The sequence below is a fragment of the Pseudomonas fulva NBRC 16637 = DSM 17717 genome (assembly GCF_000730565.1).
Taxonomy (GTDB): Bacteria; Pseudomonadota; Gammaproteobacteria; order Pseudomonadales; family Pseudomonadaceae; genus Aquipseudomonas; species Aquipseudomonas fulva.
Genome location: NZ_BBIQ01000013.1, coordinates 110,020 through 134,075 on the forward strand (window position 1 = coordinate 110,020; position 24,056 = coordinate 134,075).

Genomic DNA, 24,056 nt, shown 5'->3' on the forward strand with positions numbered 1-24,056 from the left:
CACCGTCCGATTTACCGCAGACCTGGCCTGTGACCTGCTCCGCACCCTTGCCGTCAACCTGTGCATGGAACGGCACCGCTTGTGCCGACGTGGAAAGCAGGAGCATTCATGGCCAAAAAAAAACCGTTATCCCCAGGCCCGTCCTGGAACGAAAATTTCGTGGTGTTGGGAGAGATTCTTTTCTGGGGTTTTTGGGCGCCAGTCCTGTTCTTGATCGCTGCACCCTGGTTGAGCCTGGCCATCGTCAGCTACTGGCCCAAGCCTGTGCTTGCCGGATTTTTCAGCGCCATGGCATCCACCGGTTGGCTGGTCGCCTCGGTGGTGATTCTGGCAGTGATTGCCTACCAGGCGGGCATGGGTTACTACCGTCAGCACCGTAGCCGCAAGCGTACTGCCGCTGAGCTGGCTGCCAAAAGGGCCCAGGGCGACAAGCGTCTTTGATCGATCCGGCCGGCTGATTGGCCTGTGTGGGTGGCCGGCGCTAGCGGCCCGCGCGGGGCTTGCTTGGCACCCTCACATAACTGATATCGTAATGATGTCATTGCCGCGCAACCTTTGTCGTTGTGCTGCTGTCGTAGTACGCACTACCGGTCAGGCAGCAGTGATCGCGACCTGCGATTGCTGTGCGTGACCCAGTATTGAAGCCAGGGATTGGTCTTTTTCGTCTTCCTCCGAGTACCGACCCATGCTTCATCTTTTTCGTAACCGCGGCGAGCGTCAGGCGCTCACGCAGCTGGCTGCGTCCCTCCCGCAAACCCACACTGACGGTGGCCGCACTGCCCCCAGATGGACAGACGTGCAACGTGAGTGGACCTCGCGTGAGTTGCATGCCACTGCGCGTGAAGGCCGTATTGCCGAGCTCGAGCGCGAGCTGGAAAACGCCCGGCTGATGCTGGCCGAGGCCGACGCCAATGCGCGCGCCTCGGAAACCCGTTTTGACCTAGTCAACCGTGCCTCCAGCGAAGGCCTGTGGGACATGGAAGTGGTGGCAGGTGATCCGGTCAACCCGCGCAACCGCTTCTGGTGGTCGCAGCAATTTCGCGAAATGCTGGGGTTTCGCGACGAGCGCGATTTTCCCAATGTCCTGGCCAGCTGGGCTGATCGCCTGCACCCGGAAGACAAGGCCGCCACGTTGGACGCCTTTGCCCGCCACCTGAACGACAAATCAGGCATGACCCCCTACCGGGTGCGCAACCGCCTGGCCATGAAAGACGGCAGCTACCGCTGGTTCTTCGCCCAGGGCGAAACCCTGCGCGATGCACGTGGCGTGCCTTTGCGCGTTGCTGGCGCCTTGCGCGACATCCACGATGAGTTGCAACGTGAACAAGAGCACGACGTGATCATCACCCGTTTCGAACTGGCGCGGGAAATGCTCTCCGACGGGCTCTGGGACATGGAAGTGATCGCCGGTGACCCGGTCAACCCCAAGAACCCCTTCTGGTGGTCGCCCCAGTTTCGGCGTTTGCTGGGTTTCGAAACCGTCGAGGAATTTCCGGATGTGTTGGACAGCTGGGCCTCACGCCTGCACCCGGAGGACAAGGCCTACAGCCTGGAAGCCTTCCAGGCGCACCTGAACGACCGTACAGGCAAGACGCCGTTCGATATCGAGTACCGACTCAAGATGAAAAGCGGGGAGTACCGCTGGTTCCGCGCCCGTGGCCAGACCAAGCGCGACCCTTATGGCGCGCCATTACGTGTGGTCGGGGCATTGGTGGACGTGGACCTGGAGCATCAGCAGTCGGCCATGCGCGAGACGGAGGCTGCGCACCAGCGCACCCTGGAATCCAACATCACCAAGCTCACCCAGATCGTCGGCACCATTCAGAGCATTGCCAGCCAGACCAACCTGCTGGCACTCAACGCGGCCATTGAAGCAGCACGTGCCGGGGAAGCGGGCAGGGGGTTTGCAGTGGTGGCCGATGAAGTACGCAAGCTGGCCACGCGCACGACGGAGGCCACTGAACAGGCGGCCGACATGATGCGCGGCTGACAGCTGGCAGGCCAGGTGCCCAAGCTACGTCTACAGGTCCGTTGCACCCGCTCTTTTGACACTGTTGTTTTCTCTCACTTCGTTCAGGTTTCAACTCATGAATTGGTTCTACGATGCCAGGTTGTCGGTCAAGCTGTACCTCGCTTTCGCGCTGTGCGCACTGATCACCTTGAGTGTTGGAGTTGTCGGTAGCCAAGGAATCGGCTCGCTCTCGTCCAGCTTGCAACAGGTGTTTTCCAATAACCTCGTGTCCGTGGCACAAGTTGCAGAGGCACGCTCCAGTGCCATTGCCCAGAGCCGCGACCTTTACCGACTAGTGGCGGCCACCGCCATCAATGCGCCGCAAGCTGAACGCGCTGCCATTCTTGCGTCGATGAAAGAAAACCGGCAGAGCAGCGAGCAGGCATTTGCAGTCTACCGAGCCACGCCCCTGGCCGATGATGAACGCCTTGCCGGCGATCGCATGGAAAAGGACTGGCCAGCCTACCAGGCCATCATGGATCGGACGGTAGCCACCATCGCACGAGGTGATCTGGCTGAAGCCAGGCAATTGATGGCCGGCGAATTGCATCAGGCGTTTCGTACCGTGCTCGACGAATTGACCACAATGGTCGAGTCCAATAACCGGCAGATCGATGAAGGCGCGCGAGCGGCAAAACATAACGAGGCGGCGGCCAAGCTCAACCTGTACCTGGGCATCGGTGCGGCGTTCGTGGCGGCCATTTTGCTTGGCATGTTCATCAGCCGTGTCATCAGCAAACCGATCGCGCTGGCGGTGAACACGGCCGAGCGCATTGCAGGCGGCGACCTGAGCAAACCCGTGGCCACAGGTCACGCCGACGAAACCGGGCAACTGCTAAATGCCCTGGGGGGCATGCAGCAAGGCCTCAAACGCACCCTGGAGCAAATCGCCAATGCAGCGGATCAGCTCGCCTCTGCGGCCGAAGAACTCAACGCCGTCACAGATGAGAGCACCCGCGGGCTCACGCGCCAGAATGATGAAATTCAGCTCGCCGCCACGGCGGTCACGCAAATGAGTGCGGCAGTCGAGGAAGTGGCTCGCAACGCCACCTCCACTTCCGAAGCCTCCCGGCAGACGTCCGAGGAAGCGGCCAGTGGCCGCGACCAGGCCCGGGAAGCCGTGCAGGCCATCACCAGCGTGAACAGCGAAATCGGGCAGTCCACGGTCATCGTGGGGGAATTGGCCGGTAGCGTGCGCGAAATCGCCAAGGTGGTCGATGTGATCCGGGGCATTGCCGAACAGACCAATCTACTGGCGCTTAACGCGGCCATCGAGGCGGCACGCGCTGGCGAGCAGGGCCGAGGTTTTGCGGTGGTGGCAGACGAAGTACGGGCACTGGCGGCGCGTACCCAGGCCTCGACGGGTGAGATCGAAGCCATGATCACAGGCGTTCAGTCGCGTGCCGACGATGCGGTCAAGGCCATGGGCAACAGCCGAAACCTGGCCGACAGCACCCAGGCCTTGGCCCAGGCGACCGGCGAATCGCTGGAGCGGATCGCCCGGAACATCGCCCAGATCAACGATCGCAACCTGCTGATCGCCACGGCGTCCGAAGAGCAGGCCCATGTGGCCCGCGAGGTGGACCGCAACCTGATCAACATCCAGGACTTGTCGACCCAGACCTCGGCCGGTGCACATCAAACCAGCGCATCCAGCCAGGAATTGTCGCGCCTGGCCATCTCGTTCAACGACATGGTCAGCACCTTCAAGCTCTGAGCAGGGCGTAGACGATCTGTAGCGTGGCATGCCCCGCCCACCGCCGTAATGCACTTATCGGCGGTGGGCGGGGCGCAGGCTTTTTAGTCGACGCGCACGAAGACGTTCTTGGCCATGTCGCTACCGCCGACGGCCTCCAGGCGCTTGCCGCCGTCGAGCACGCGTACGTTGATCAACGCCATGCCATCCTTGTTGCGGGCGGTGACCATGTCATCCTTGCGCTCCCATTCATCCACCTTCAGCTTGTTGCCGTTGGTGATGATGTAGTCCTTGGAAAACTCCCACGTCTGTTTCGGGCTCTGGATACCCATCACGGTCGTGGTTTGCTCATAGGTGCCTTCCAGGGCGTCATTGCCGCAACCGGCGATGACGAAGAACGGCAGGGCGGCGAGGGCGAGTTTGAGTTTACGCATTGGGCTTCCTTTTCAGTGGGTCGATCTCAGACCGGGTCGATGGCAGGTGCCATGGCGCCGCGGCGTCGAGATGCAGGTGGGTATCACGTGTCGGTATGAAGGGGGTATCGAGGGTGCCAAGGGCGATCGAGATCCAATCGGCGTATTGGCCTGCACTGCGTGACCAGAACAGGCTCGAGCCGCAGGATGAACAGAATTGGCGCAGGATTGTGGGCGACGAGGCGTAAGCCGCAAGCCGGTCGGCGCCGCGCAGCATGCGCAGCGCCTCACGCGGCACACTACCGTATGAGGCATATGCAGCACCGTGGCCTTTGCGGCACTGGCTGCAATGACAGTGGCTGATGGCCCTGGGCGGGCCAAGCAGCTCATAACCTATTGCCGCGCAAAGGCAGCTTCCTTGGTATGTGCTGGACAAACGCGATTCCATGCGTACGAAAAGGCGCCAGCTTAAACGCAGCGCCAAAGGTAGTCGAGCCGGTTCTGGCCACGCGTGTCGGTAGCAGGTACCCGGGAAGCGGTTCTTGCACCCGCTGGACCGTCAGGGTGCACAGCCCTGTGCTGCGCCGTCCGACGATCGCACCGTAAGTGAAAGAACCGGACGTCGGTTTCAGAATGTGCCTGGTCGTTCGCGCGCAACCTTCTGGCGCTGCAAGTGCCATGCTTGCAGGATGCCGTCGGACCCGCGCGCAGACGCACGGTCGATGGCAAGGAGGCCGTCAGCACCACGCCACCGTGACGTGGCTGATGCGCCGCAGCAGAACACGCCGGAACCCGCCAATACAACAACAGGGGCGGGCCGTGATGCCGAGGTCCGCTGTATGCCTGATCAAATGTTCAACCTGCCCGCTGTCCAACGTATCGTGGCCGATCACCAGCAAACGCCTGGTGCGCTGCTACCGATCCTGCACGCCATTCAGCATGCCGTCGGCTACATTCCCGATGCCGCCCTCGGTGAGATCGCCCATGCACTCAACCTGAGCCGGGCCGAGGTCCAGGGCGTCATCAGCTTCTACCATGATTTCCGTACCGCTGCGCCTGCCCGGCACACCCTGCGCCTGTGCCGGGCCGAGTCGTGCCAGAGCCGTGGCGCCGAGGCCCTGGCCGCACAGCTGCGCGAGCAGTTGGCGCTCGATGACCATGGCACCAGCGCCGACGGTGCCATCAGCCTGCGCCCGGTCTATTGCCTGGGCGCCTGTGCCTGTTCGCCGGCCCTTGAGCTGGACGGTCAGGTGCACGCCCGGCTCACGCCCGAGCGGCTACGCGAGTTGGTCAAGGGTTGCCAGGAGGGCGCCACATGCTGAAGGTCCATGTACCCGGTGATTCGGTGGCCCGTGCCGTCGGCGCAGACCAAGTGGTCGAGGCGTTGCAGCGCGAGGCCGAGCGGCGCAATGTGCAGTTGGACATTCGGCGCACCAGTTCTCGTGGGCTTTATTGGCTCGAACCGCTGCTTGAGTGCGACAGTGAGCAGGGGCGCCAGGGTTTCGGGCCGGTGACGCCACAGGACGTGCCCGGCCTGCTGGATGCCATGATCGGTGCAGAGGCAGACCACCGGCTGGCGCTGGGGGCTGTCGAAGACATGCCTTATCTCAAGACCCAGCAGCGCCTGCTGTTCGCGCGCGCCGGCATCACCCGACCCTTGTCCTTGGATGATTACCGCGCCCATGGCGGCTTTGCCGGGCTGGAAGCGGCCGTTGCCCTGGACGGCGCCGAGGTGGTGGCTGCCGTGCTCGATTCCGGCCTGCGTGGTCGTGGCGGGGCTGCGTTTCCTGCCGGCATCAAGTGGCGCACCGTGCGCGACGCCAAGCCTGCCCAGAAGTATGTGGTGTGCAACGCCGACGAAGGCGACTCCGGCACGTTTGCCGACCGCATGCTGATGGAAGGCGACCCGTACCTGTTGATCGAGGGCATGATCATCGCGGGCCTCGCGGTGGGTGCCGACAAGGGCTACATCTACGTGCGCTCGGAATACCCCGACGCCATCCGCACACTTGATCAGGCATTCGTCATCGCACGCCAGGCAGGCTACCTGGGCACCAATGTGGCCGGTAGCGGCAAGGCGTTCGACCTGGAAGTGCGCGTGGGCGCAGGTGCCTACATCTGCGGTGAAGAAACCGCGCTGCTCGAATCCATCGAAGGCAAGCGCGGCATCGTCCGCGCCAAGCCGCCGCTCCCGGCCCTCGAAGGCCTGTTCGGCCTGCCGACCTTGGTGCACAACGTGCTGACCCTGGCCTCGGTGCCTATCATCCTGGCCAAGGGAGCGCCGTTCTACCGCGATTTCGGCATGGGCCGCTCGCTGGGCACCATGCCGTTCCAGTTGGCGGGCAATGTTCGCCATGGCGGCCTGGTGGAACGTGCCTTCGGCTTGACGCTGCGTGAACTGGTGGAGGACTACGGCGGTGGCACGGCCAGTGGCCGGCCGCTGAAGGCCGCACAGGTGGGTGGGCCGTTGGGCGCCTGGGTACCTCCCAGCCATTTCGACACACCGCTGGACTACGAGGCCTTCGCGGCCGTGGGCGCCATGCTCGGCCACGGCGGCGTGGTGGTTGCCGACGACACCTTGAACATGGCCAGCATGGCCCGCTTCGCCTTGCAGTTCTGTGCCGAGGAGTCCTGCGGCAAGTGCACCCCGTGCCGTATCGGCTCGACCCGTGGCATGGAAGTGGTGGACCGGCTGATCGCCAGTGATGACATCACCGAGCGCCATGACCATGCACTGCTGCTTCGCGATTTGTGCGACACCATGCAATACGGCTCGCTGTGCGCCATGGGCGGCATGACCGCTTACCCAGTCGCCAGCGCCCTCAAGTATTTCCCTGCCGATTTCGGGCTGACCCAAGCGGAGGCCGCGCAATGATCCATATCTTCGATCCGCAAACTGACCTGGGCACCCCCGCCCGCGACAGCGAGGTGCAGGTCAGCCTGAACATCGACGGCCGCGCGATCAGCGTTCCGGCTGGCACGTCGGTGATGCGTGCGGCAGCCATGCTCGGCACGACCATCCCGAAGCTGTGCGCCACCGACAGCCTCGAAGCCTTCGGCTCCTGCCGCATGTGCATGGTGGAAATCGAGGGCATGCGCGGTTACCCGGCCTCCTGCACCACGCCGGTCACCGAAGGCATGGTCGTGCGCACTGAAACGCCGCGCCTGGCGGGCCTGCGCCGTAACGTGATGGAACTCTACATCTCCGACCACCCCCTCGATTGCCTGACCTGTTCGGCCAACGGTAACTGCGAACTGCAGACCGTGGCGGGGCAGGTGGGGCTGCGCGAGGTGCGCTACGGCTATGACGGTGCGAACCATCTGACCGAAAAGAAGGACATTTCCAACCCGTACTTCGACTACGAACCCAGCAAGTGCATCGTCTGCAGCCGATGCGTGCGTGCCTGCGAAGATATCCAGGGCACCTTTGCCTTGACCATCACCGGGCGCGGCTTCGAATCCCGGGTGGCGGCGGCCGGCGGCGACAATTTCCTGACCTCCGAGTGCGTGTCTTGCGGCGCCTGCGTGCAGGCCTGTCCGACCGCGACGCTGACCGAGAAAAGCCTGGTGCAACTGGGCCAGCCGGAACGTGCGGTGATCACCACCTGCGCCTATTGCGGCGTTGGCTGCTCGTTCCGTGCCGAAATGAAGGGCGACCAACTGGTGCGCATGGTCCCGGACAAGAACGGCGGGGCCAACCACGGCCATGCCTGTGTCAAAGGCCGCTTTGCCTGGGGCTACGCCACGCACCCGGACCGCATCACCAAGCCCATGATTCGCAAGCGCCTGGAAGATCCGTGGCAGGAGGTGAGCTGGGACGAGGCGGTGGCCTATGCCGCCAGCGAGTTGCGCCGCATCCAGCTCAAGTACGGCCGGGACTCCATCGGCGGTATCACCTCCAGTCGCTGCACCAACGAGGAGGCCTATCTGGTTCAGAAGCTGGTGCGCACGGCCTTCGGCAACAACAACGTCGACACCTGCGCGCGAGTCTGCCATTCCCCCACCGGCTACGGCCTGAAACAGACACTGGGCGAGTCGGCTGGTACCCAGAGCTTCGATTCGGTGATGAAGGCCGATGTGGTGCTGGTCATTGGCGCCAACCCGACCGATGCGCACCCGGTGTTCGGCTCACAGCTCAAGCGCCGCCTGCGTGAAGGGGCGCGCCTGATCGTGATCGACCCTCGCCGCATCGACCTGGTGGACTCGCCCCATGCCCGGGCCGAGCTGCACCTGCAACTTCGTCCCGGCACCAACGTGGCCATGCTCAACGCCTTGGCCCACGTGATCGTGACTGAGGGACTACTGGCCCAGCGCTTTATCGACGAGCGCTGCGAAACCGCAGAATTCGCCCGCTGGCGCGACTTCGTCAGCCTGCCGGAAAATGCCCCTGAAGTGCTGGGCGAGGTGTGTGGCGTTGCAGCGCAACAGATTCGCGCCGCGGCCCGGCTGTATGCCACCGGCGGCAACGCGGCCATCTATTATGGCTTGGGCGTGACCGAGCACAGCCAGGGCAGCACTGCGGTGATGGGCATTGCCAACCTGGCCATGGCCACCGGCAACATCGGGCGTGAAGGGGTAGGGGTCAACCCGCTGCGCGGCCAGAACAACGTCCAGGGTTCCTGTGACATGGGCTCGTTCCCTCACGAGCTGCCGGGTTACCGGCACATTTCCAACGAAGGTGTACGGGCCGAGTTCGAGCAGGCATGGGGTGTGACGCTGCACCCTGATCCGGGGCTGCGCATCCCCAACATGTTCGAAGCAGCCCTCGATGGCAGCTTCAAGGCCTTGTACTGCCAAGGCGAGGATATCGCCCAGAGCGATCCGAATACCCAGCACGTCACCGCCGCCCTGCTGGCCATGGAGTGCGTGGTGGTGCAGGACATTTTCCTCAACGAAACCGCCAAGTTTGCCCATGTGTTCCTGCCGGGCAGTTCGTTCCTGGAAAAGGACGGCACGTTCACCAACGCCGAGCGCCGGATCTCCCGGGTTCGCAAGGTCATGGAGCCACTGGCGGGCAAGGCCGACTGGGAGGCGACCGTGGCATTGGCCAATGCGCTGGGCTACCCGATGAACTACCGGCACCCCTCCGAGATCATGGATGAGATCGCGCGCCTGACGCCGACCTTCCGCCGGGTGAGCTATGCCGAAATCGAGCGCCACGGCAGCCTGCAGTGGCCGTGCAACGATGCAGCGCCCGATGGTACTCCTACCATGCACATCGACCAGTTCGTCAGGGGCAAGGGGCGGTTCATGCTGACCGGGTACGTACCGACCGACGAGAAGGTCAACAGCCGCTATCCGCTGCTGCTGACCACCGGGCGCATCCTCAGCCAGTATAACGTCGGCGCCCAGACCCGGCGCACAGGCAACGTCGCCTGGCACGATGCCGATCGCCTCGAGATCCATCCGACCGATGCCGAAAGCCGTGGCATCCAGGACGGTGACTGGGTCGGTATCGGCAGCCGTGCCGGGCAGACCGTGCTGCGCGCCAAGGTCAGCAGCCGCGTGGCGCCAGGTGTCGTCTACACCACCTTCCACTTCCCGGAGTCGGGTGCGAACGTGATCACCACGGACAACTCGGACTGGGCGACCAACTGCCCGGAATACAAGGTCACGGCAGTGGAGGTGGTCAAGGTGTTCCAGCCATCCCAGTGGCAGAAGCGCTACCAGGACTTCAGCGACGAGCAGCGTCGGCTGTTGCAGGAACGCCGAACCGCCGAGAAAGCCGAGGTGCGCCAATGAGCCAGGACAGTTTGGTGAAGATGGCCAACCAGATTGCCCATTACTTCGACAGCGAGCCGAATCGGGACCTGGCTGTGCAGGGCGTTCGCCAGCATCTACACAACTTCTGGACGCCGGCCATGCGCCGGCAGTTGGGAGAATGGATTGAGGCCAATAAGGCGGGGGAGGGGTTGGATCCCAAGGTGAAGGAGGCGCTGGGCTGAAAGGTGCTAGCTGCCGTTGCAGTTAGCATATACAGCTCTCTGACGCCGCCTCCGGCAGCTAGCGAGGTCCCCGTGTAGATACCCTCTTGACCCTCACCTCGCAAGCGCGATTTGAGGGTCGAGACGGCACAACAGGGACTGCATACGGTTCACCCCCGCGCCGAACCCACCAGATGCGCTATCGCCTCTTCACTCTTCAATACCAGTACATCCCCCTCCAACGCATCGAGTACCACCTCGGAAGTATTGCCGATCAATGCGCCGGTAAGCCCTGTGCGGCACACGGTACCGATCACCGTCACCACCGCATCCAGCTGTTTTTCGGTATGGGGAATCAGCACATCGGCCGGGCCTTCGGCCACGTGCAAGCACTCGTCGGTGATACCGTACTGTGCCTGGAAAGCAGCGCACGCCTGGCGATAACGCTGTTCGATGGTGTCGCTCAGCTGATAGACAGGGTCGGCCGCCGACAGCATGGGCGAAGGGTGGGCACTGATCACATGCAGCGCCCCCTTGGCCAGCCTGGCAATCTCGTAGCCATGGTCGACGATGCTGGCATGCAGGCGCTGGTGATCCTCGTCCTGGTTGCCCACATCCACCGCTGCCAGAACATTGCCGCCCGTCCATGGTCGCTCGCTCTTGACCATCAGCACCGCGCACGGGCAAGCGCGCAGCAGCTTCCAGTCGCCAGGGGTGAGCAAAGCCCTCTTCAGTGGATTGTCGGGACGATGCTCCTTGATCACCAACTCGCAGCCTTCGCGCTGCTGCACGTGGATGATGGTGTCATGCAGGTTGTCTCGCCACGCCGCTTCGTGGGTGACGTGGTCAAAACCGTCTTCCTGCAACTGGTTGCCCAGCAGGCTCAACAGCGCACTGTGATCGTGCCGCTTGTCACACATCAACAAGTGCAGGCGTGCGCCCGTGACGCTGGCGATCAGCTTGGCGCGCGTCAGCGCCCGGCTGTGGGCGTGCTCGGGGTCGAGGACGACGAGAATGCTGCGAACGGCTTGCATGGGCGTGTACTCCCTGGAAGGTGGGCAGGCGGTGCCAGACTATAGGCCGCGCGCGTTGCGCTGACGCTTGATGCACATCAAGCATAGCCACTGACGCCGCTGGCTGCCGCCGCTATAATCGCCGCCCCTGCCTGTCTCCGTATGGTCGTATCGCTTATGTCCCTGATCCCTGAAATCGACGCCTTCCTGGGCTGCCCCACACCCGATGCCTGGATCGAGGCGGCGCTGGCCGATCAGGAAACGCTGCTGATCGATCACAAGAATTGCGAGTTCAAGGCGGCCAGCACGGCATTGAGCCTGATCGCCAAGTACAACACCCATCTTGACCTGATCAACATGATGTCGCGCCTGGCGCGCGAAGAGCTGGTTCATCACGAGCAGGTCTTGCGGCTGATGAAGCGTCGAGGCGTACCGCTGCGCCCTGTGTCGGCCGGTCGCTACGCCTCGGGCCTGCGTCGTCTGGTGCGCGCCCACGAGCCGGTCAAGTTGGTGGATACGCTGGTGGTCGGGGCATTCATCGAGGCACGCAGCTGCGAACGTTTTGCGGCCCTGGCGCCGCACCTGGATGAAGAGCTGGGCCGTTTCTATCACGGCCTGCTCAAAAGTGAAGCGCGCCACTATCAGGGCTACCTCAAGTTGGCGCATCACTATGGCGATGAGGCGGACATCGCGCGTCGGGTTGAACTGGTACGCGCCGCAGAAGCGGAACTCATCGCCTCAGCGGATCAAGAGCTGCGTTTTCACAGCGGCATACCGCTGGCACAGGCCGCCTGAGCTCAGCAGGCGGCAGGGTGGGTGTCAGTCGCGTCGACCCAGCAGCAGGCCCACCACCAGGCCGACGCCCGCTGAAAGAGCCACGGTCTGCCAAGGGTGGCCGCCAATGTAATCCTGGGTGGCCGCGACCATGGGCTTTGCCTTGTCACGCAGGTTACCGGCGGCTTCGCGGGCCTGACGTAGCTTGAGGCTGATCTGGGTGCGCAGGGTTTCGGCTTCTTCGCCCACCAGCGCGGCGCTGTCGTTGAGCAACCGCTCGGATTCCTCGATCAGCGCCTGTAGCTCGCTGAATACCTGGTCCTTGATCTGGTCGCTGTCGGGTACTGCGGCATTTTTACGGGCCATGCCATGCTCCTCCTGGACGGGTCGTTAGAACAATGGATACTCGTGCGCCAGAAAAGTTGCCTCGCAGTGGGCGCTGGCGCCTTGGTGTAAGATACCGGTCATTTCCATCAGGCAGGTGATCCATGAGTTTCAATCTGGCCAACATGAGCTACGAGGAACGGGCACAGATCGAGGCCGAGAAAGCCCGGCTGTTCGAGATGTGGCAAGCAAACCTGGGTAAGGCCAAGGGCGAGGCGGCCCGGCTGATCGCTGAAAAACCTCGGCGCAAGGGCAAATGGGCCGAATGGGTGCGCAATGAGCTGGACACCATGACGCCCCCTGAATACGCCAGCATGGTGCGCAGCGAAGTCAACAAGCTGATGGCCGCTGCCAGCGCTGCTCGCTAAGCCCTGCACGTGTCGCCCTACCACTCGCTGCCCTTGGGCAGGTCCAGCGTGCCTTTGTCACTGAACCGCACCGTGCCGAAGGGGCCGCTGGCCAGTTTGCCGCGCAGCGTATAGGGCAGACCTTGCAGCGTGTTCAACTGGCCTAGCCCATACGCCTGGCGCAGAAACGCAAACGCGGTGATGCTCACCGGCACTTGGACCACAGCCTCGCCATACCGGCCAATCTGTCCGCCCTGGTCGCTGACGCCCGCTGCCAAGGGCTGGCCGTTGACCTCCAGGTTCACTGCAATACCGTTGTACTCGATCGGTGTTTCATTGGGGTTTTGTACCCGCAGCTTTACCGCCATGCGCACTTCCAAGTCCTGTCCAGGCAAGGGTTCCAGGCCGATTACGCTGATCGAAACCGGATCCCGGGGTTGCAACAGCGCGCACGCGCTCAAGGTCGCCGACATCAGCAGGACAGTGAGCAGACGGGTGAGGCGCAAAGGGCGTAGGGTCATGGGGCAGGCCTTGGGAAGAATCGTCCGGCAGTGTGGCAAATGCTCGGCAGCGTTGAAAGTGTCGGTGAAGATGAAAGATACTGTTTCTCATTAACGCCCGACAATTTCTCTTACTGTGTAGTTGCCTAACCATGCTGACGTCTCACGTGCCGGGCCTGCTGGCAAGTTTCCAGGAACACTATGACGACTTGTTGCAGTTTCTGACACGGCGCATGCGTGACCGCCAGCGCGCTGCGGACGTTGCCCACGAAACTTACCTGAGGCTTGCGCAGATCGATGCGCACGGCGTGCCGGTGCTGCACCCGCGCCGCTTCATTTTTCGCGTGGCGGGAAACATTGCGATCGATGCCCTGCGTCGTGATCAGCGCCTCGCCGCGTGCCACGACGACAGCGAGGGCATGGCACACGTGGCCTGTGGCGCGCCGGCACCGGAGGCGGCGCTGCTGGCGAGCGAGCGCCTGATGATTCTTGACCAGGCCCTGCTGCAACTGCCCCCCAAAGCGCGTCAGGCGCTCTTGCTCAACCGCGTGGAAGGGTTGACGCAAAGGCAGGTCGCGCAAAGGCTCGGCGTGTCCGAAAGCATGGTGGCCAAATACATCGGCCAGGCGCTGCGGCACTGCCGGGGATGGCTGCAGAAGGCAGGCGTTGCCGCGTGCATGGCGTTGATGCTGGGCAGTTGGATGGCGTGGCAGCAGGCACCTGTGTGGTTGTCCGACTATCACACCAGTACCGGCGAGCGGCGCATGCTCACCTTGCCCGATGGCACCCGTGTCACCCTCAACAGCGCCAGTGCCATAAAGCTGGAATTCGACGCGCACGAACGTCGGGTGGTGGTCGTGGCTGGCGAAGCGCTGTTCGAGACGTCCGCCGATGCCCGTCCTTTCGTGGTCGAAACGACAGGGCTGCCGGTAGACGGCACCGGCGCGAGGTTCAGCGTGCGGCGCGACGGGCATGTGGTGCTTGGCCAGGGGGCTGCTCGGCAGGGCGCCCAGCCCTTGAGCGTGGCGCCCGATGCCGAGGCGCAGCTGGCCTGGCAACGGGGCAAGTTGATCTTCAATGGCAAGCCTCTGGGGCAGGTGCTCGCTGAGCTTGAGCGTTACCGCCTTGGGCGCATCGTGTTGTCCGACCAACAGCTGGCGGGTCTTGAGGTCAGTGGCGTGTTCGACCTGGACGAACCGCAAGCCATGCTGCGCACCCTGGAGCAGCGATATGGCCTGAAAGTCTCCTACTTGCCGTGGCTCGCAGTGGTGTATTGATCCTCGCAGCGGCCGTTTCGAGACTCACCCGAAAAATTTTCCATCGGTACTGCAAGTTCTTGTGAGCTGGATCGTCGTAGTGGGGCTAAGCCGCAAACCATTCCCATTCACGACTTGCCTGGAAGCTTTTCTCGTGCCTCTCATGCCCAAGCCCTCGAATAGCCGCTGCCGTTTTCTGCCACCTGTATTGATGTCGTGCGGCGCGTTGGCCGTGTTGGCCGGCACGCTGCCTGCTCATGTCGCTGCGGCGACACAGCAAGGGCAGGTGCAGACCGCGCAGGTTCAGCTGAACGTCCCGGCGCAGCCGCTGGACCAGGCGTTGACGCGCTTTGCCGATCAGGCCGGCCTGCATTTGCTGTACACCACGGCTGATGTGGCGGGTCTGCAGAGCCCGACCTTGCAGGGCGCCTACAGTGTCGAACACGCCTTGCAGCGGTTGCTCGAAGGCAGCGGCTTGAGCTGGCAGTTCACCGATGCGCGCACGGTGACGCTGCGCAAGCGCGATTCCACCCTGGAAGCCATCAACCTCAAGCCGATCGAAGTGAGCGTGGCCTCGCGTACCAGCACCGCCATCAGCGAGATCCCAGGCACCGTGTGGGTGGTCGATCAGCAGCAGCTTCGCGAGCAGATCGACAGTGGCGTAAGCCTCAAGGAAGCCATCGGCAAACTGGTGCCTGGCCTTGACCTGGCGCCGGAGGGGCGCACCAATTACGGGCAGAACATGCGTGGGCGCAGCGTGCTGGTGATGATCGATGGCGTCAGCCAGAACAGCTCGCGAGGCCTGTCGCGCCAGTTCGACAGTATCTCGCCGTTCAACGTCCAGCGGGTCGAAGTACTGTCCGGCGCCAGCGCCATCTACGGAGGCGGTGCGACCGGGGGCATCATCAATATCGTGACCAAAAAGGGCGAGGCGGGCCCTGCGCATTTCGAAACCCAGCTCGGCGCCAGCAGCGGCTTCAACAACAGCGATGATCTGGCGACCCGCTTTGCCCAGTCGGTCAGCGGTGGCAACGAGCGCTTCACCGCCCGTCTTGGTGTGTCCGGCGAGCAGAACGAGGCGTTCTACGATGGGGCAGGCGATCAGATCTTCATCGACAATACCCAGACCGACCTGCAATACAACCGCACGCTGGACCTGCTTGGTAGCCTGGGCATGCAGTTCGATGAGCAACAGAGCCTTGACCTGCTGGCCCAGTACTATGATTCCGGCAACCATGGCAGCACCGGCATCTGGTTTCCCAACCTCAATTACAACGGCCCCTCCGACCTGGAAGAGGCCCAGTTGCGCAGTGGGTACTCGTCCGACCTGAACCCACGCACCCGGCGCCTGCTGCTCAACGCCAATTACCACCACAATGATGTGCTGGGCCAGGATTTCTACCTGCAGGCTTCCTACCGCAAGGAAAACAACAACTTCTACCCTTTCCCTTACTACAACCGAGGGACACCCACCGGCTCGCGCGGGGTGTATTTTGCAGCCTCGCAGCAGAACTTCGAGGTCACCAGCCTCAAAGGGTTGTTCGCCAAGCAGTGGGACACGCTGAAGTTCACCTATGGCGTGGACATTGACCGGGAACGTTTCAACGCTGACCAAACCGTGTTCGATGCACGTGTGTCCTCCGAAAGTGGCGGGCTGGACCTGGACAAGGCCAGCAAGGCTGCGCGCTACCCCAGTTATGTCGTCGATGGGGTCTCGCTGTATGGCCAGCTCGAATGGCGCGCCACCGACAACCTGACGTTTTCCGGCGGGGCCCGGCGCCAGCAGATGGATGTGGAGGTGGGTGACTACAAAGGCGTTCCGGGCGGCAGTAACGACTACCAGGTCAATCTCTACAACCTGGGGGCGATCTACGACTTCAAGAACGGCCATCAGCTGTGGACCAACTACGGTGAAGGCTTTGACTTGCCCGATCCGGCCAAGTACTACGGCAAGCCCGGCCTCAGTGTCGGGGACAACCCGCTGGCTGGGATCAAGAGCCGCCAGGTGGAAGTGGGCTGGCGCTATGCCGACGTGCAGTGGGACGCTCAAGCTGCGCTGTACTACATCTGGTCGGACAAGATCATCAATGTGGATTCGCAAACCCTCACCATTGACGTCGAAGACCAGAAGAGTCGCGACTTTGGCTTCGAGGGGGCACTCACGCGCCACTTCGACCAAGGTTGGGAAGCCGGCGGCACGCTGCACCTCACCCGTTCCGAGGAAGAGGCAGACGGCGGCGGGTGGCGCAAGCGCGATGCGCGTTATGCCTCCTTGTCCAAAGCCACCGCTTTCATTGGCTGGAAGGATGACGGGCGCAGTGCGCGGCTGCAGGCCAATCGCGCTTTCAGCTTGAAGGACGACGCCCAGCACAAGATCGATGGCTACACCACGCTCGATCTGCTGGGCAGCCAGGAGACCGATTACGGCACCTTCAGCGCAGGTGTCCAGAACCTACTGGACAAGCAGTACAGCACCGTATGGGGCCAGCGTGCGACGCTGTTCTACGCGCCCACCTATGGGCCTGCCTACCTCTACGATTATCAAGGTCGAGGCAGGACCTACACACTGACCTGGAGCCTGGCCTACTGAGGCCGTTGCGCACGGCCTAACCCACACCGGCGCCCCGATCAGTGGGCGCTGGCTGAAACATCGTGAATCACCTGTAGCGTCGCCAAGCCTTTTGACTCGAACCCTTTGCGCCGTAGGCTATCAAAGCCACCAGGCCAGGCGTTTTCGTACGGAGGTGAAGCATGAAACTGACAATACCGTTGTTGGTAGTAGGCATGGCCGTCTGGCTACCTACCCATGCGACCGCGCAGCCGTGGCTGCACGTTGCCGCCAATGGCAACAACCCCTACAACAGCCCCGTACAGCGTGCCAATCCCAACAGCCGCCAGGGCAGCGTCCCGGCGACGCCGCCTGTGCGCGGTCCGTCTACCCAGCCCATACCGCGCACCCCGACGGTAGAGAACCGCGGCATCGGCAACGGTGAAAACCTGCGCCGTCAGCAGCAAACGCCCAATCTGGAGCCTGTGCGGCCCCCGCGGGATAACCCGCGCGCGCCCTGACTCCAGTACCCTGTATATGTCAAAGGAACTTCGCATGTCTCGAGCAACCTGGCTGGTTACCCTGGCCGCTGCCGCGTTATCGCCTCTGTTGGCCAATGCCGCTGCCCAGCAGACGTTCAAAAGTGAAGAGGGCACCCTTACCGTCGATACCGTGGCCAATGGTCTGCGTACGCCGTGGGCGCTGGCGTTCCTGCCTGGCGGCCAGGACATGCTGGTCACCGAACGCCCAGGCAACCTGCGCGTCATCAACGCCGAAGGCAAGGTCGGCCCGGCCATCAATGGCGTGCCTAAAGTCTGGGCCGAGGGCCAAGGCGGCTTGCTGGATGTGGCCTTGTCGCCCGAGTTCGCCAAGGACCGCACGGTCTACCTGTCCTATGCCGAGGAGGGCAGCGACGGCAAGGCGGGGACCGCTGTGGGCCGCGGCCAGCTGTCGACCGATCGTGCCCGGCTGGAAAACTTCACCGTCATCTTCCGTCAGCAACCCAAACTGTCGGTGGGTAACCATTTCGGGTCGCGCCTGGTGTTCGACCGCAACGGGTACCTGTTCATCGCCCTGGGCGAGAACAATCAGCGCTCGACGGCTCAGGATCTGGACAAGCTGCAAGGCAAGGTGGTGCGCATCCTGCCAGACGGCGAAGTACCCAAGGACAATCCGTTCTATGGCCAGAAAAACGTGCGGCCGGAAATCTGGTCGTTTGGCCACCGTAACCAGCAGGGTGCTGCGTTGAATCCTTGGACTGGCGCTTTGTGGACTAACGAACACGGTCCCCGCGGTGGTGACGAAATCAATATCCCGAAGCCGGGCAAGAACTACGGTTGGCCCATCGCAACCCACGGCATCAACTATTCGATGCTGCCCATTCCGGAGGCGAAGGGTAAACATGTCGATGGCATGGTCGATCCGAACCACGTGTGGGAAAAGTCGCCCGGGGTTAGTGGCATGGCATTTTATGACAGCCCCGTGTTCACGGCGTGGGATCACAACCTGTTCATCGGCGCGTTGGCCACGCAGGAGCTGATCCGCCTGCAGCTCGAGGGCGACAAGGTGGTACACGAAGAGCGCCTGCTGGGCGATTTGAAAGCGCGCATTCGTGATGTTCGGGTAGGACCAGACGGTTACCTGTACGTGTTGACCGATGACAAGGATGGCGAGCTGCTGAAGGTGGGGCTGGCGCAGCCAGACTGAAGCAGCACTGTCGTCGGCAAGGAGGCGACAGGTACAATGCGCCATGACCACCAATCCCTTGCAGCGCTACCAGCAAGCCCTGGAAACCCAGGGCTTTGTCGTTGACCCTGCACAGCGCCTTGCCATCGAGGCGCTCCAGGCCTGCTTCGAGACTGTCGAACGTGGACGATCCACGCACGGCCTTTACCTTTGGGGGCCAGTAGGGCGTGGCAAGACCTGGTTGATGGATCAGTTTCATCGTTGCCTGACCGTGCCGAGTCGCCGCCAGCATTTTCACCATTTCATGGCCTGGGTGCACCGTCGGTTATTTGAGCTCAACGGCACGCCGGACCCCTTGATGGCGCTGGCAGAGGGGCTGGCAAGCGAGATTCGCGTGCTGTGCTTCGACGAGCTGTTTGTCAGCGACATTGCCGACGCGATCATCCTAGGCCGTTTGTTCCAGGTCCTGTTCGACTTGGGCGTGGTCGTGGTTGCCACGTCCAATCAACCGCCCGGCCAACTGTATTGCAACGGTTTCAACCGCGAACGTTTCTTGCCCGCCATCGCTGCCATCGAGCGGCACATGCGTGTGCTGCCGGTAGCGGGCGAGCAAGACCACCGGCAACACCCAGGTCTGCCGTGCCAGCGCTACTGGGTGACCGACGACCGGGGCAGTCACCTGGCTGCGGTCTTCGAGCGGCTGAGCCCAGACGATCCAGGCACCGACCGGCCCCTCATGTTGGGGAGTCGCCAGGTACAGGTAGTGCGCCGAAGTGCGAAGGCCATCTGGTGCCGTTTCGACGCGTTGTGCGAACAACCGATGGCTACCCAGGAATTCATGATGCTGTGTGACCGTTTCGCGGCGATCCTGGTGTCGGACATACCGGCTCTAAGTGGTCAGCAACAGACCGGACGCATTGCCCGCGGCACGGAGGACGGTGCTTCGCGTGTACTAGCGGGCGACCGCGACTTGCCGGCACTCTCGCCCAAGGACGATGCCGTGCGCCGCTTCATCGCCCTGGTCGACGAATGCTACGACCGCCGGGTGGCGCTGTACCTGGAAGCAGGAGTGCCGCTCGAGGCGCTGTACACGCAGGGGTATCTCGCCTTTCCCTACCAGCGCACCCTCAGCCGGCTGCGTGAAATGCAGCTGCAGCGCTTTGCCTGATGCGGCCGCGCCCGATCAGCGGTTCAGCCATTGGATCAGCGTGCGGTTGAAACGCTTGGGTTCCTCGATCTGCGGCGCGTGGCCCATGCCCTCGAAGGTGATCAGTTCGCCCTTTGGAATGAGCTTGGCCACCTGCGGGCCGAGCAAGGCGTAATTGCCCAGCTTGGCCCTGAGCTGCGGTGGCGCGATGTCGCTGCCAATTGCCGTAGTGTCCTTGTCACCGATCAACAAGAGGGTCGGCATCTGCAGGTCCTTGAACTCGTGATAAACCGGCTGAGTGAAGATCATGTCGTAGATCAAGGCCGAGTTCCACGCGACCCGTTCGTGCCCTGGGCCCTGGTTCAGGCCCACCAGCATCTGCACCCAGCGCTCATATTCAGGTTTCCAGCGGCCGGCATAGTAGGTTTTGCGCTCGTACTCGCGCACCCCGGCTGCGTCGAGCCTGAGTTCGCGGTCGTACCACTGGTCAACGGTGCGGTAGGGCACCCCCAGGGCTTTCCAGTCTTCAAGGCCGATCGGATTGACCATGGCCAGGCGCGTGACCTGCTGCGGGTACATCAAGGCGTAGCGGGTGGCGAGCATGCCCCCGGTCGAATGCCCCAGCACGATGCTCTGCTTCACGCCCAGGTGTTCGAGCAGTGCATGGGTGTTGCTGGCCAGTTGCTGGAAGCTGTACTGGTAGTGGGCAGGTTTGCTGGAGGTGCAGAAGCCGATCTGGTCAGGGGCAATGACGCGATAGCCTGCCTTGGTCAGGGCATCGATACTGGTTTCCCAGGTGGCTGCGCAAAAATTCTTGCCGTGCATGAGCACGACCGTGTGGCCATTGGCATTACCCGAAGCCGGGACGTCCATGTAACCCATCTGCAGCGATTGGCGCTGTGATTCGAAGTCGAAATGCTTGAGGGTATGCGGGTAGTCGAACCCTTCGAGCTGGGCGCCATAGGTAGGCGATTCGGCGGCAATGGCCGGGCTGCTGGCCAGGCACACCATGGCCAGGGCGGATGCTCGCAGCATGAGGCACTCCATGTCAGATCAAGTAGGAAGACTCGACTGTAGCAGCCGGGCAGTTGCCATAGAGGCGCAAGGTGTTACCAAGCGTGAAACCAGCCCCGGGTCAGTAATCGGCGACCACCGAGTCCTTGCCTTCAGTGTCGATACCGATGACCTGATAGGCATCCTTGCGCTCGCCCATTTCCATGCCCGGCGAACCGACCGGCATGCCGGGAACGGCCATGCCCTTGAGGTCACTGCGGCTAGCCAGCTCATGCACCTGGGTTGCGGGGACATGGCCCTCGACGAACTTGCCAGCGATGACGCCGGTATGACACGACGCATGCCGCTGCGGGACTTCCAGGCGTTGCTTGACGGCGCTCATGTTCGTTTCGACATGGTCGTTCACAGTGAAGCCGTTGTCTTTGAGATGACTGATCCAGGCTTTGCAGCACCCACAGTTGGGGTCGCGGTAGACATCAATGGTGTCGGTGGCCTGTGCAAGGGTGGTGAAGGCCAGCAGGCCAAGGGCCAGCCGATTCGATCGCAGCATGGATGAGCTCCTGATAAACGTGTGACCTGCGCCCAGCATAGCGCACGGCCTGGTCCAAACGCGCAAGGCGCCAGGGTCGCCCCGTCTGGCTTTCAACCTGCTGACCGGCGCATTACAGTTCCGTCAGCCAGCGGCCTGGTCACCGTTCAGGTCGCGCATTAGTAGCCCGAACGCCAACGACACTTGTTCAGGTACTGGTAGGTACACCACATGGCCATCCCCGGGTGCGACTTCGATGGCCTGCTGCTGCCGGTCATGCAACTGATTCAGGTCGAAGTGGTAATTGCCGCGCGGTGTCATCAGCTCCAGGTGGTCGCCCAGGGCAAAGCGGTTCTTGACCTTGACCTCGGCCCAGCCGTCTACCCGCTGTCCGGTCAGTTCACCCACGAACTGCTGGCGCTCGGAAACCGAGCTGCCCCGCTGATAGTTCTGGTACTCGTCGTGCACATGGCGGCGCAGAAAGCCCTCGGTGTAGCCCCGCTGCGCCAAGGATTCGAGGTTGTCCATCAAGGTGCGGTCGAAAGGCTGCCCATCGGCCGCATCGTCGATGGCTTTTCGGTAGGACTGCACGGCCCGTGCGCAATAGAAATGCGACTTGGTGCGACCCTCGATCTTCAGCGAGTGCACGCCCATGCGCGCCAGTCGCTCGACATGCTGGATGGCCCGCAGGTCCTTGGCGTTCATGATGTAGGTGCCGTGCTCGTCCTCGAATGCGGGCATTTCGGTACCGGGACGCTCGCTTTCCTGCAGCAGGAACACTTGGTCGGTGGGCGCACCCTGGCCCAAGGTCGGCTGCACTTCGCGCACGATATCGCCTGTGACGCTCTCGGTTGCCGGCGTAACATCATACTTCCAGCGACAGGCGTTGGTGCAGCTGCCCTGATTGGCATCGCGCTTGTTCAGGTAGCCCGACAGCAGGCAGCGGCCTGAGTAGGCCATGCACAGTGCCCCATGCACGAATACTTCCAGCTCCATGCCAGGCACCTGCTGGCCAATTTCTTCGATTTCTTCAAGCGACAGTTCGCGCGAGAGGATGACGCGGCTGATGCCTTGCTGCTGCCAGAACTGCACGCTGGCCCAGTTGACCGTGTTGGCCTGTACCGAGAGGTGCACGGGCATCTGCGGGTAATGCTGGCGTACCAGCATGATCAGGCCCGGGTCGGACATGATCAACGCGTCCGGTGCCATGGCGATCACAGGGGCCAGGTCCTTGAGGAAGGTCCTGAGCTTGGCATTGTGAGGCGCGATGTTGACCACCACATAGAAGCGCTTGCCCAGCGCGTGCGCCTCCTGGATGCCCAACGCCAGATTGGCATGGTCGAAGGCGTTGTTGCGCACCCGCAGGCTGTAGCGGGGCTGGCCGGCATAGACCGCATCAGCACCGTAGGCGAAGGCGTAGCGCATGGTGTGGAGCGTGCCGGCAGGCGCCAGCAATTCGGGCTTGGCAACGGAGTTCATGAATACACCGGTTAAAGGGCGCGGATGCTAAGCCGCTTGCGGTTGGGCCTTATTGATCTGAATCAAGGGGCAGGTGGCACTTTTACCCCAGCACCACGCACTAATACCCCAGAACCCATCCGAGGACCGGAAATGAACGAAACTGCTTTGCAGAACAAGGCGCTGGCGGTGCTCCTGGCACTGGTCACCATTGCCTTCGTCTGGATCTTGCTGCCTTACTACGGCGCCATCTTCTGGGCGGTAATCCTTGGCATCCTGTTCGCGCCGTTGCAACGCAACCTGCTCATGCGCTTCGGGCGCCGACGCAATGTGGCCGCTGCCGTGACCACGCTCATCTGCTTACTGGTGGCGGTACTGCCGGTGATCATCATCAGCGGTCTGCTGGTGCAGGAGGGGGCAACGCTGTATCAACGCATCCAGAGCGGCCAGCTGGACATCGCAGGTTATGTCGAGCGGGGCAAGGACATGCTGCCAACGTTCGCCCAGAACGCGCTGGATAACCTGGGCATGGGCAACCTGGAAGCCTTGCGTGACAAGATCACCACCTGGGCCTCCCAAGGCAGCCAGGTTCTGGCTACCCAGGCTTTCAGCTTTGGCCAGGGCACATTCGACTTCGTGGTTGGCTTCGGCATCATGATGTACCTGCTGTTCTTCTTTCTGCGCGAGGGCGCCGAGGTCGTGCGCAAGGTGCGCATGGCCGTGCCGCTGCCTGAACACCAGAAGCGTCGCCTGCAGTTGAAGTTCAAACGTGTGGTGCGCGCCACGGTCAAGGGCAACGTGCTGGTGGCCATCACCCAAGGGGCGCTGGGCGGCTTGATTTTCTGGATCCTGGGGATCCCCAGCGCGCTGGTCTGGGCGGTGATGATGGCTTTCCTTTCGCTGCTGCCTGCCGTTGGCGCAGGCATCGTCTGGGGGCCGGTGGCGATCTACTTCCTGATGACCGGCGCAATCCTGCAAGGCGTGATCCTGACCGCATTCGGCGTGCTGGTGATCGGCCTCGTAGACAACGTGCTTAGGCCTATCCTGGTCGGCAAGGACACCCGCATGCCCGACTATTTGATCCTGGTATCGACTCTGGGCGGCCTGTCGGTGTTCGGCCTCAACGGTTTCGTCATCGGCCCGCTGATCGCCGCGCTGTTCATCTCCAGTTGGGCGATCTTTGCTTCGAGCAAGCCTCAGGTGCAGCTACCGCGATAACCGCCAACCAGGTACTGGCTTTGGAGGTAAAGGGGTTGGCTGCCAGGTCTGCCCCTTGGCATCCTGCCTCGCAGAAGGGCAATGCGGCTGTGTGAGGTGATCGAGTTCCCTCTGTATTGATTCGCAAGGTTCGGTAAA

At 62.6% G+C, this 24,056-nt stretch carries 22 protein-coding genes and 3 pseudogenes; 17 read left to right on the forward strand and 8 right to left on the reverse strand.

What is annotated here, in order from left to right:
• Window positions 1–108: 108 nt before the first annotated feature.
• From PFU01S_RS21445 to PFU01S_RS22960, 5 genes and pseudogenes are all read left to right on the forward strand, one after another.
• Window positions 109–441: a hypothetical protein gene (locus PFU01S_RS21445; RefSeq protein ID WP_050437996.1), complete on the forward strand. Its 333-nt coding sequence runs from the start codon at window positions 109–111 to the stop codon at window positions 439–441.
• A 604-nt stretch (window positions 442–1,045) separates the two neighbouring features.
• Window positions 1,046–1,648 (forward strand): annotated as a pseudogene (locus PFU01S_RS22945) (PAS domain-containing protein); the annotation flags it as partial.
• Between the two features lie 129 nt (window positions 1,649–1,777).
• Window positions 1,778–1,966 (forward strand): annotated as a pseudogene (locus PFU01S_RS22950) (methyl-accepting chemotaxis protein); the annotation flags it as partial.
• A gap of 121 nt (window positions 1,967–2,087) precedes the next feature.
• Window positions 2,088–2,870, forward strand: a pseudogene (locus PFU01S_RS22955) (MCP four helix bundle domain-containing protein); the annotation flags it as partial.
• On the forward strand, window positions 2,865–3,728 hold the full coding sequence (locus tag PFU01S_RS22960; protein ID WP_404940327.1) for a methyl-accepting chemotaxis protein: 864 nt from the start codon (window positions 2,865–2,867) through the stop codon (window positions 3,726–3,728). The pseudogene PFU01S_RS22955 and the gene PFU01S_RS22960, both read left to right, overlap by 6 nt.
• Window positions 3,729–3,811: 83 nt before the next feature.
• Here PFU01S_RS22960 and PFU01S_RS14450 read toward each other — a convergent pair whose 3' ends face one another.
• A complete protein-coding gene (locus PFU01S_RS14450) occupies window positions 3,812–4,141 on the reverse strand; it encodes a hypothetical protein (RefSeq protein ID WP_023534182.1) in 330 nt (109 codons plus the stop codon).
• Complete coding sequence (locus PFU01S_RS21815) at window positions 4,134–4,556, reverse strand: GFA family protein (protein ID WP_080992888.1); 423 nt, start codon at window positions 4,554–4,556, stop codon at window positions 4,134–4,136. Before PFU01S_RS21815 ends, PFU01S_RS14450 begins: the two co-directional genes overlap by 8 nt.
• 403 nt (window positions 4,557–4,959) lie before the next feature.
• On the opposite strand from PFU01S_RS21815, the gene PFU01S_RS14455 reads away from it, so the two are divergent.
• From PFU01S_RS14455 to PFU01S_RS14470, 4 genes are read left to right on the forward strand one after another with little or no spacing between them, the layout of a single operon-like run.
• A complete protein-coding gene (locus PFU01S_RS14455) occupies window positions 4,960–5,442 on the forward strand; it encodes a formate dehydrogenase subunit gamma (protein WP_028687310.1) in 483 nt (160 codons plus the stop codon).
• On the forward strand, window positions 5,436–6,995 hold the full coding sequence (locus tag PFU01S_RS14460) for a formate dehydrogenase beta subunit (RefSeq protein ID WP_027915003.1): 1,560 nt from the start codon (window positions 5,436–5,438) through the stop codon (window positions 6,993–6,995). Before PFU01S_RS14455 ends, PFU01S_RS14460 begins: the two co-directional genes overlap by 7 nt.
• Window positions 6,992–9,862, forward strand: coding sequence for a formate dehydrogenase subunit alpha (fdhF, locus tag PFU01S_RS14465; RefSeq protein WP_028687309.1), 2,871 nt, complete (start codon window positions 6,992–6,994; stop codon window positions 9,860–9,862). The genes PFU01S_RS14460 and fdhF overlap by 4 nt, the downstream gene beginning before the upstream one ends.
• Window positions 9,859–10,065, forward strand: a complete 207-nt coding sequence (locus PFU01S_RS14470) for a formate dehydrogenase subunit delta (protein ID WP_028687308.1) — start codon at window positions 9,859–9,861, stop codon at window positions 10,063–10,065. Before fdhF ends, PFU01S_RS14470 begins: the two co-directional genes overlap by 4 nt.
• A 149-nt stretch (window positions 10,066–10,214) precedes the next feature.
• Here PFU01S_RS14470 and PFU01S_RS14475 read toward each other — a convergent pair whose 3' ends face one another.
• Entirely contained in the window at window positions 10,215–11,078 is an 864-nt protein-coding gene (locus PFU01S_RS14475) for a universal stress protein (RefSeq protein WP_028687307.1), read from the reverse strand.
• Window positions 11,079–11,234: 156 nt separating this feature from the next.
• Between PFU01S_RS14475 and PFU01S_RS14480 the strand changes: the two genes are divergently transcribed.
• The gene (locus PFU01S_RS14480; RefSeq protein ID WP_027914999.1) at window positions 11,235–11,852 is read left to right on the forward strand and encodes a MiaE family protein; all 618 of its coding nucleotides are present in this window, start codon (window positions 11,235–11,237) and stop codon (window positions 11,850–11,852) included.
• 24 nt (window positions 11,853–11,876) lie between these two features.
• On the opposite strand, the gene PFU01S_RS14485 is transcribed toward PFU01S_RS14480, so the two are convergent.
• Window positions 11,877–12,197 (reverse strand): ElaB/YgaM/YqjD family protein, encoded by a 321-nt coding sequence (locus tag PFU01S_RS14485; RefSeq protein WP_027914998.1) that lies wholly within the window; start codon window positions 12,195–12,197, stop codon window positions 11,877–11,879.
• Window positions 12,198–12,319: 122 nt separating this feature from the next.
• On the opposite strand from PFU01S_RS14485, the gene PFU01S_RS14490 reads away from it, so the two are divergent.
• A complete protein-coding gene (locus PFU01S_RS14490; protein ID WP_027914997.1) occupies window positions 12,320–12,583 on the forward strand; it encodes a hypothetical protein in 264 nt (87 codons plus the stop codon).
• 17 nt (window positions 12,584–12,600) lie between these two features.
• On the opposite strand, the gene PFU01S_RS14495 is transcribed toward PFU01S_RS14490, so the two are convergent.
• Window positions 12,601–13,083 carry an LEA/WHy family protein gene (locus tag PFU01S_RS14495; protein WP_028687306.1) on the reverse strand — a complete coding sequence of 161 codons (483 nt, stop codon included), beginning with the start codon at window positions 13,081–13,083 and terminating at the stop codon, window positions 12,601–12,603.
• A gap of 131 nt (window positions 13,084–13,214) precedes the next feature.
• Between PFU01S_RS14495 and PFU01S_RS14500 the strand changes: the two genes are divergently transcribed.
• The 5 genes from PFU01S_RS14500 (at window position 13,215) to zapE (ending at window position 19,720) form a co-directional block, all read left to right on the forward strand.
• Window positions 13,215–14,339 carry a sigma-70 family RNA polymerase sigma factor gene (locus tag PFU01S_RS14500; protein WP_028687305.1) on the forward strand — a complete coding sequence of 375 codons (1,125 nt, stop codon included), beginning with the start codon at window positions 13,215–13,217 and terminating at the stop codon, window positions 14,337–14,339.
• Between the two features lie 142 nt (window positions 14,340–14,481).
• A complete protein-coding gene (locus PFU01S_RS14505) occupies window positions 14,482–16,908 on the forward strand; it encodes a TonB-dependent receptor (RefSeq protein WP_028687304.1) in 2,427 nt (808 codons plus the stop codon).
• A gap of 161 nt (window positions 16,909–17,069) precedes the next feature.
• Window positions 17,070–17,387 (forward strand): hypothetical protein, encoded by a 318-nt coding sequence (locus PFU01S_RS14510; RefSeq protein WP_027914993.1) that lies wholly within the window; start codon window positions 17,070–17,072, stop codon window positions 17,385–17,387.
• A 34-nt stretch (window positions 17,388–17,421) separates the two neighbouring features.
• Entirely contained in the window at window positions 17,422–18,573 is a 1,152-nt protein-coding gene (locus PFU01S_RS14515; protein WP_027914992.1) for a PQQ-dependent sugar dehydrogenase, read from the forward strand.
• A gap of 43 nt (window positions 18,574–18,616) precedes the next feature.
• Entirely contained in the window at window positions 18,617–19,720 is a 1,104-nt protein-coding gene (zapE, locus tag PFU01S_RS14520) for a cell division protein ZapE (protein WP_028687303.1), read from the forward strand.
• A 15-nt stretch (window positions 19,721–19,735) separates the two neighbouring features.
• On the opposite strand, the gene PFU01S_RS14525 is transcribed toward zapE, so the two are convergent.
• From PFU01S_RS14525 to trhP, 3 genes are all read right to left on the reverse strand, one after another.
• Window positions 19,736–20,734, reverse strand: coding sequence for an alpha/beta fold hydrolase (locus tag PFU01S_RS14525; protein WP_028687302.1), 999 nt, complete (start codon window positions 20,732–20,734; stop codon window positions 19,736–19,738).
• Between the two features lie 100 nt (window positions 20,735–20,834).
• Window positions 20,835–21,263 (reverse strand): DUF411 domain-containing protein, encoded by a 429-nt coding sequence (locus PFU01S_RS14530; protein WP_027914989.1) that lies wholly within the window; start codon window positions 21,261–21,263, stop codon window positions 20,835–20,837.
• Between the two features lie 123 nt (window positions 21,264–21,386).
• Window positions 21,387–22,721, reverse strand: coding sequence for a prephenate-dependent tRNA uridine(34) hydroxylase TrhP (gene trhP / locus PFU01S_RS14535; protein ID WP_027914988.1), 1,335 nt, complete (start codon window positions 22,719–22,721; stop codon window positions 21,387–21,389).
• A 132-nt stretch (window positions 22,722–22,853) separates the two neighbouring features.
• Between trhP and PFU01S_RS14540 the strand changes: the two genes are divergently transcribed.
• The gene (locus tag PFU01S_RS14540) at window positions 22,854–23,918 is read left to right on the forward strand and encodes an AI-2E family transporter (protein ID WP_027914987.1); all 1,065 of its coding nucleotides are present in this window, start codon (window positions 22,854–22,856) and stop codon (window positions 23,916–23,918) included.
• Window positions 23,919–24,056 lie beyond the last annotated feature (138 nt).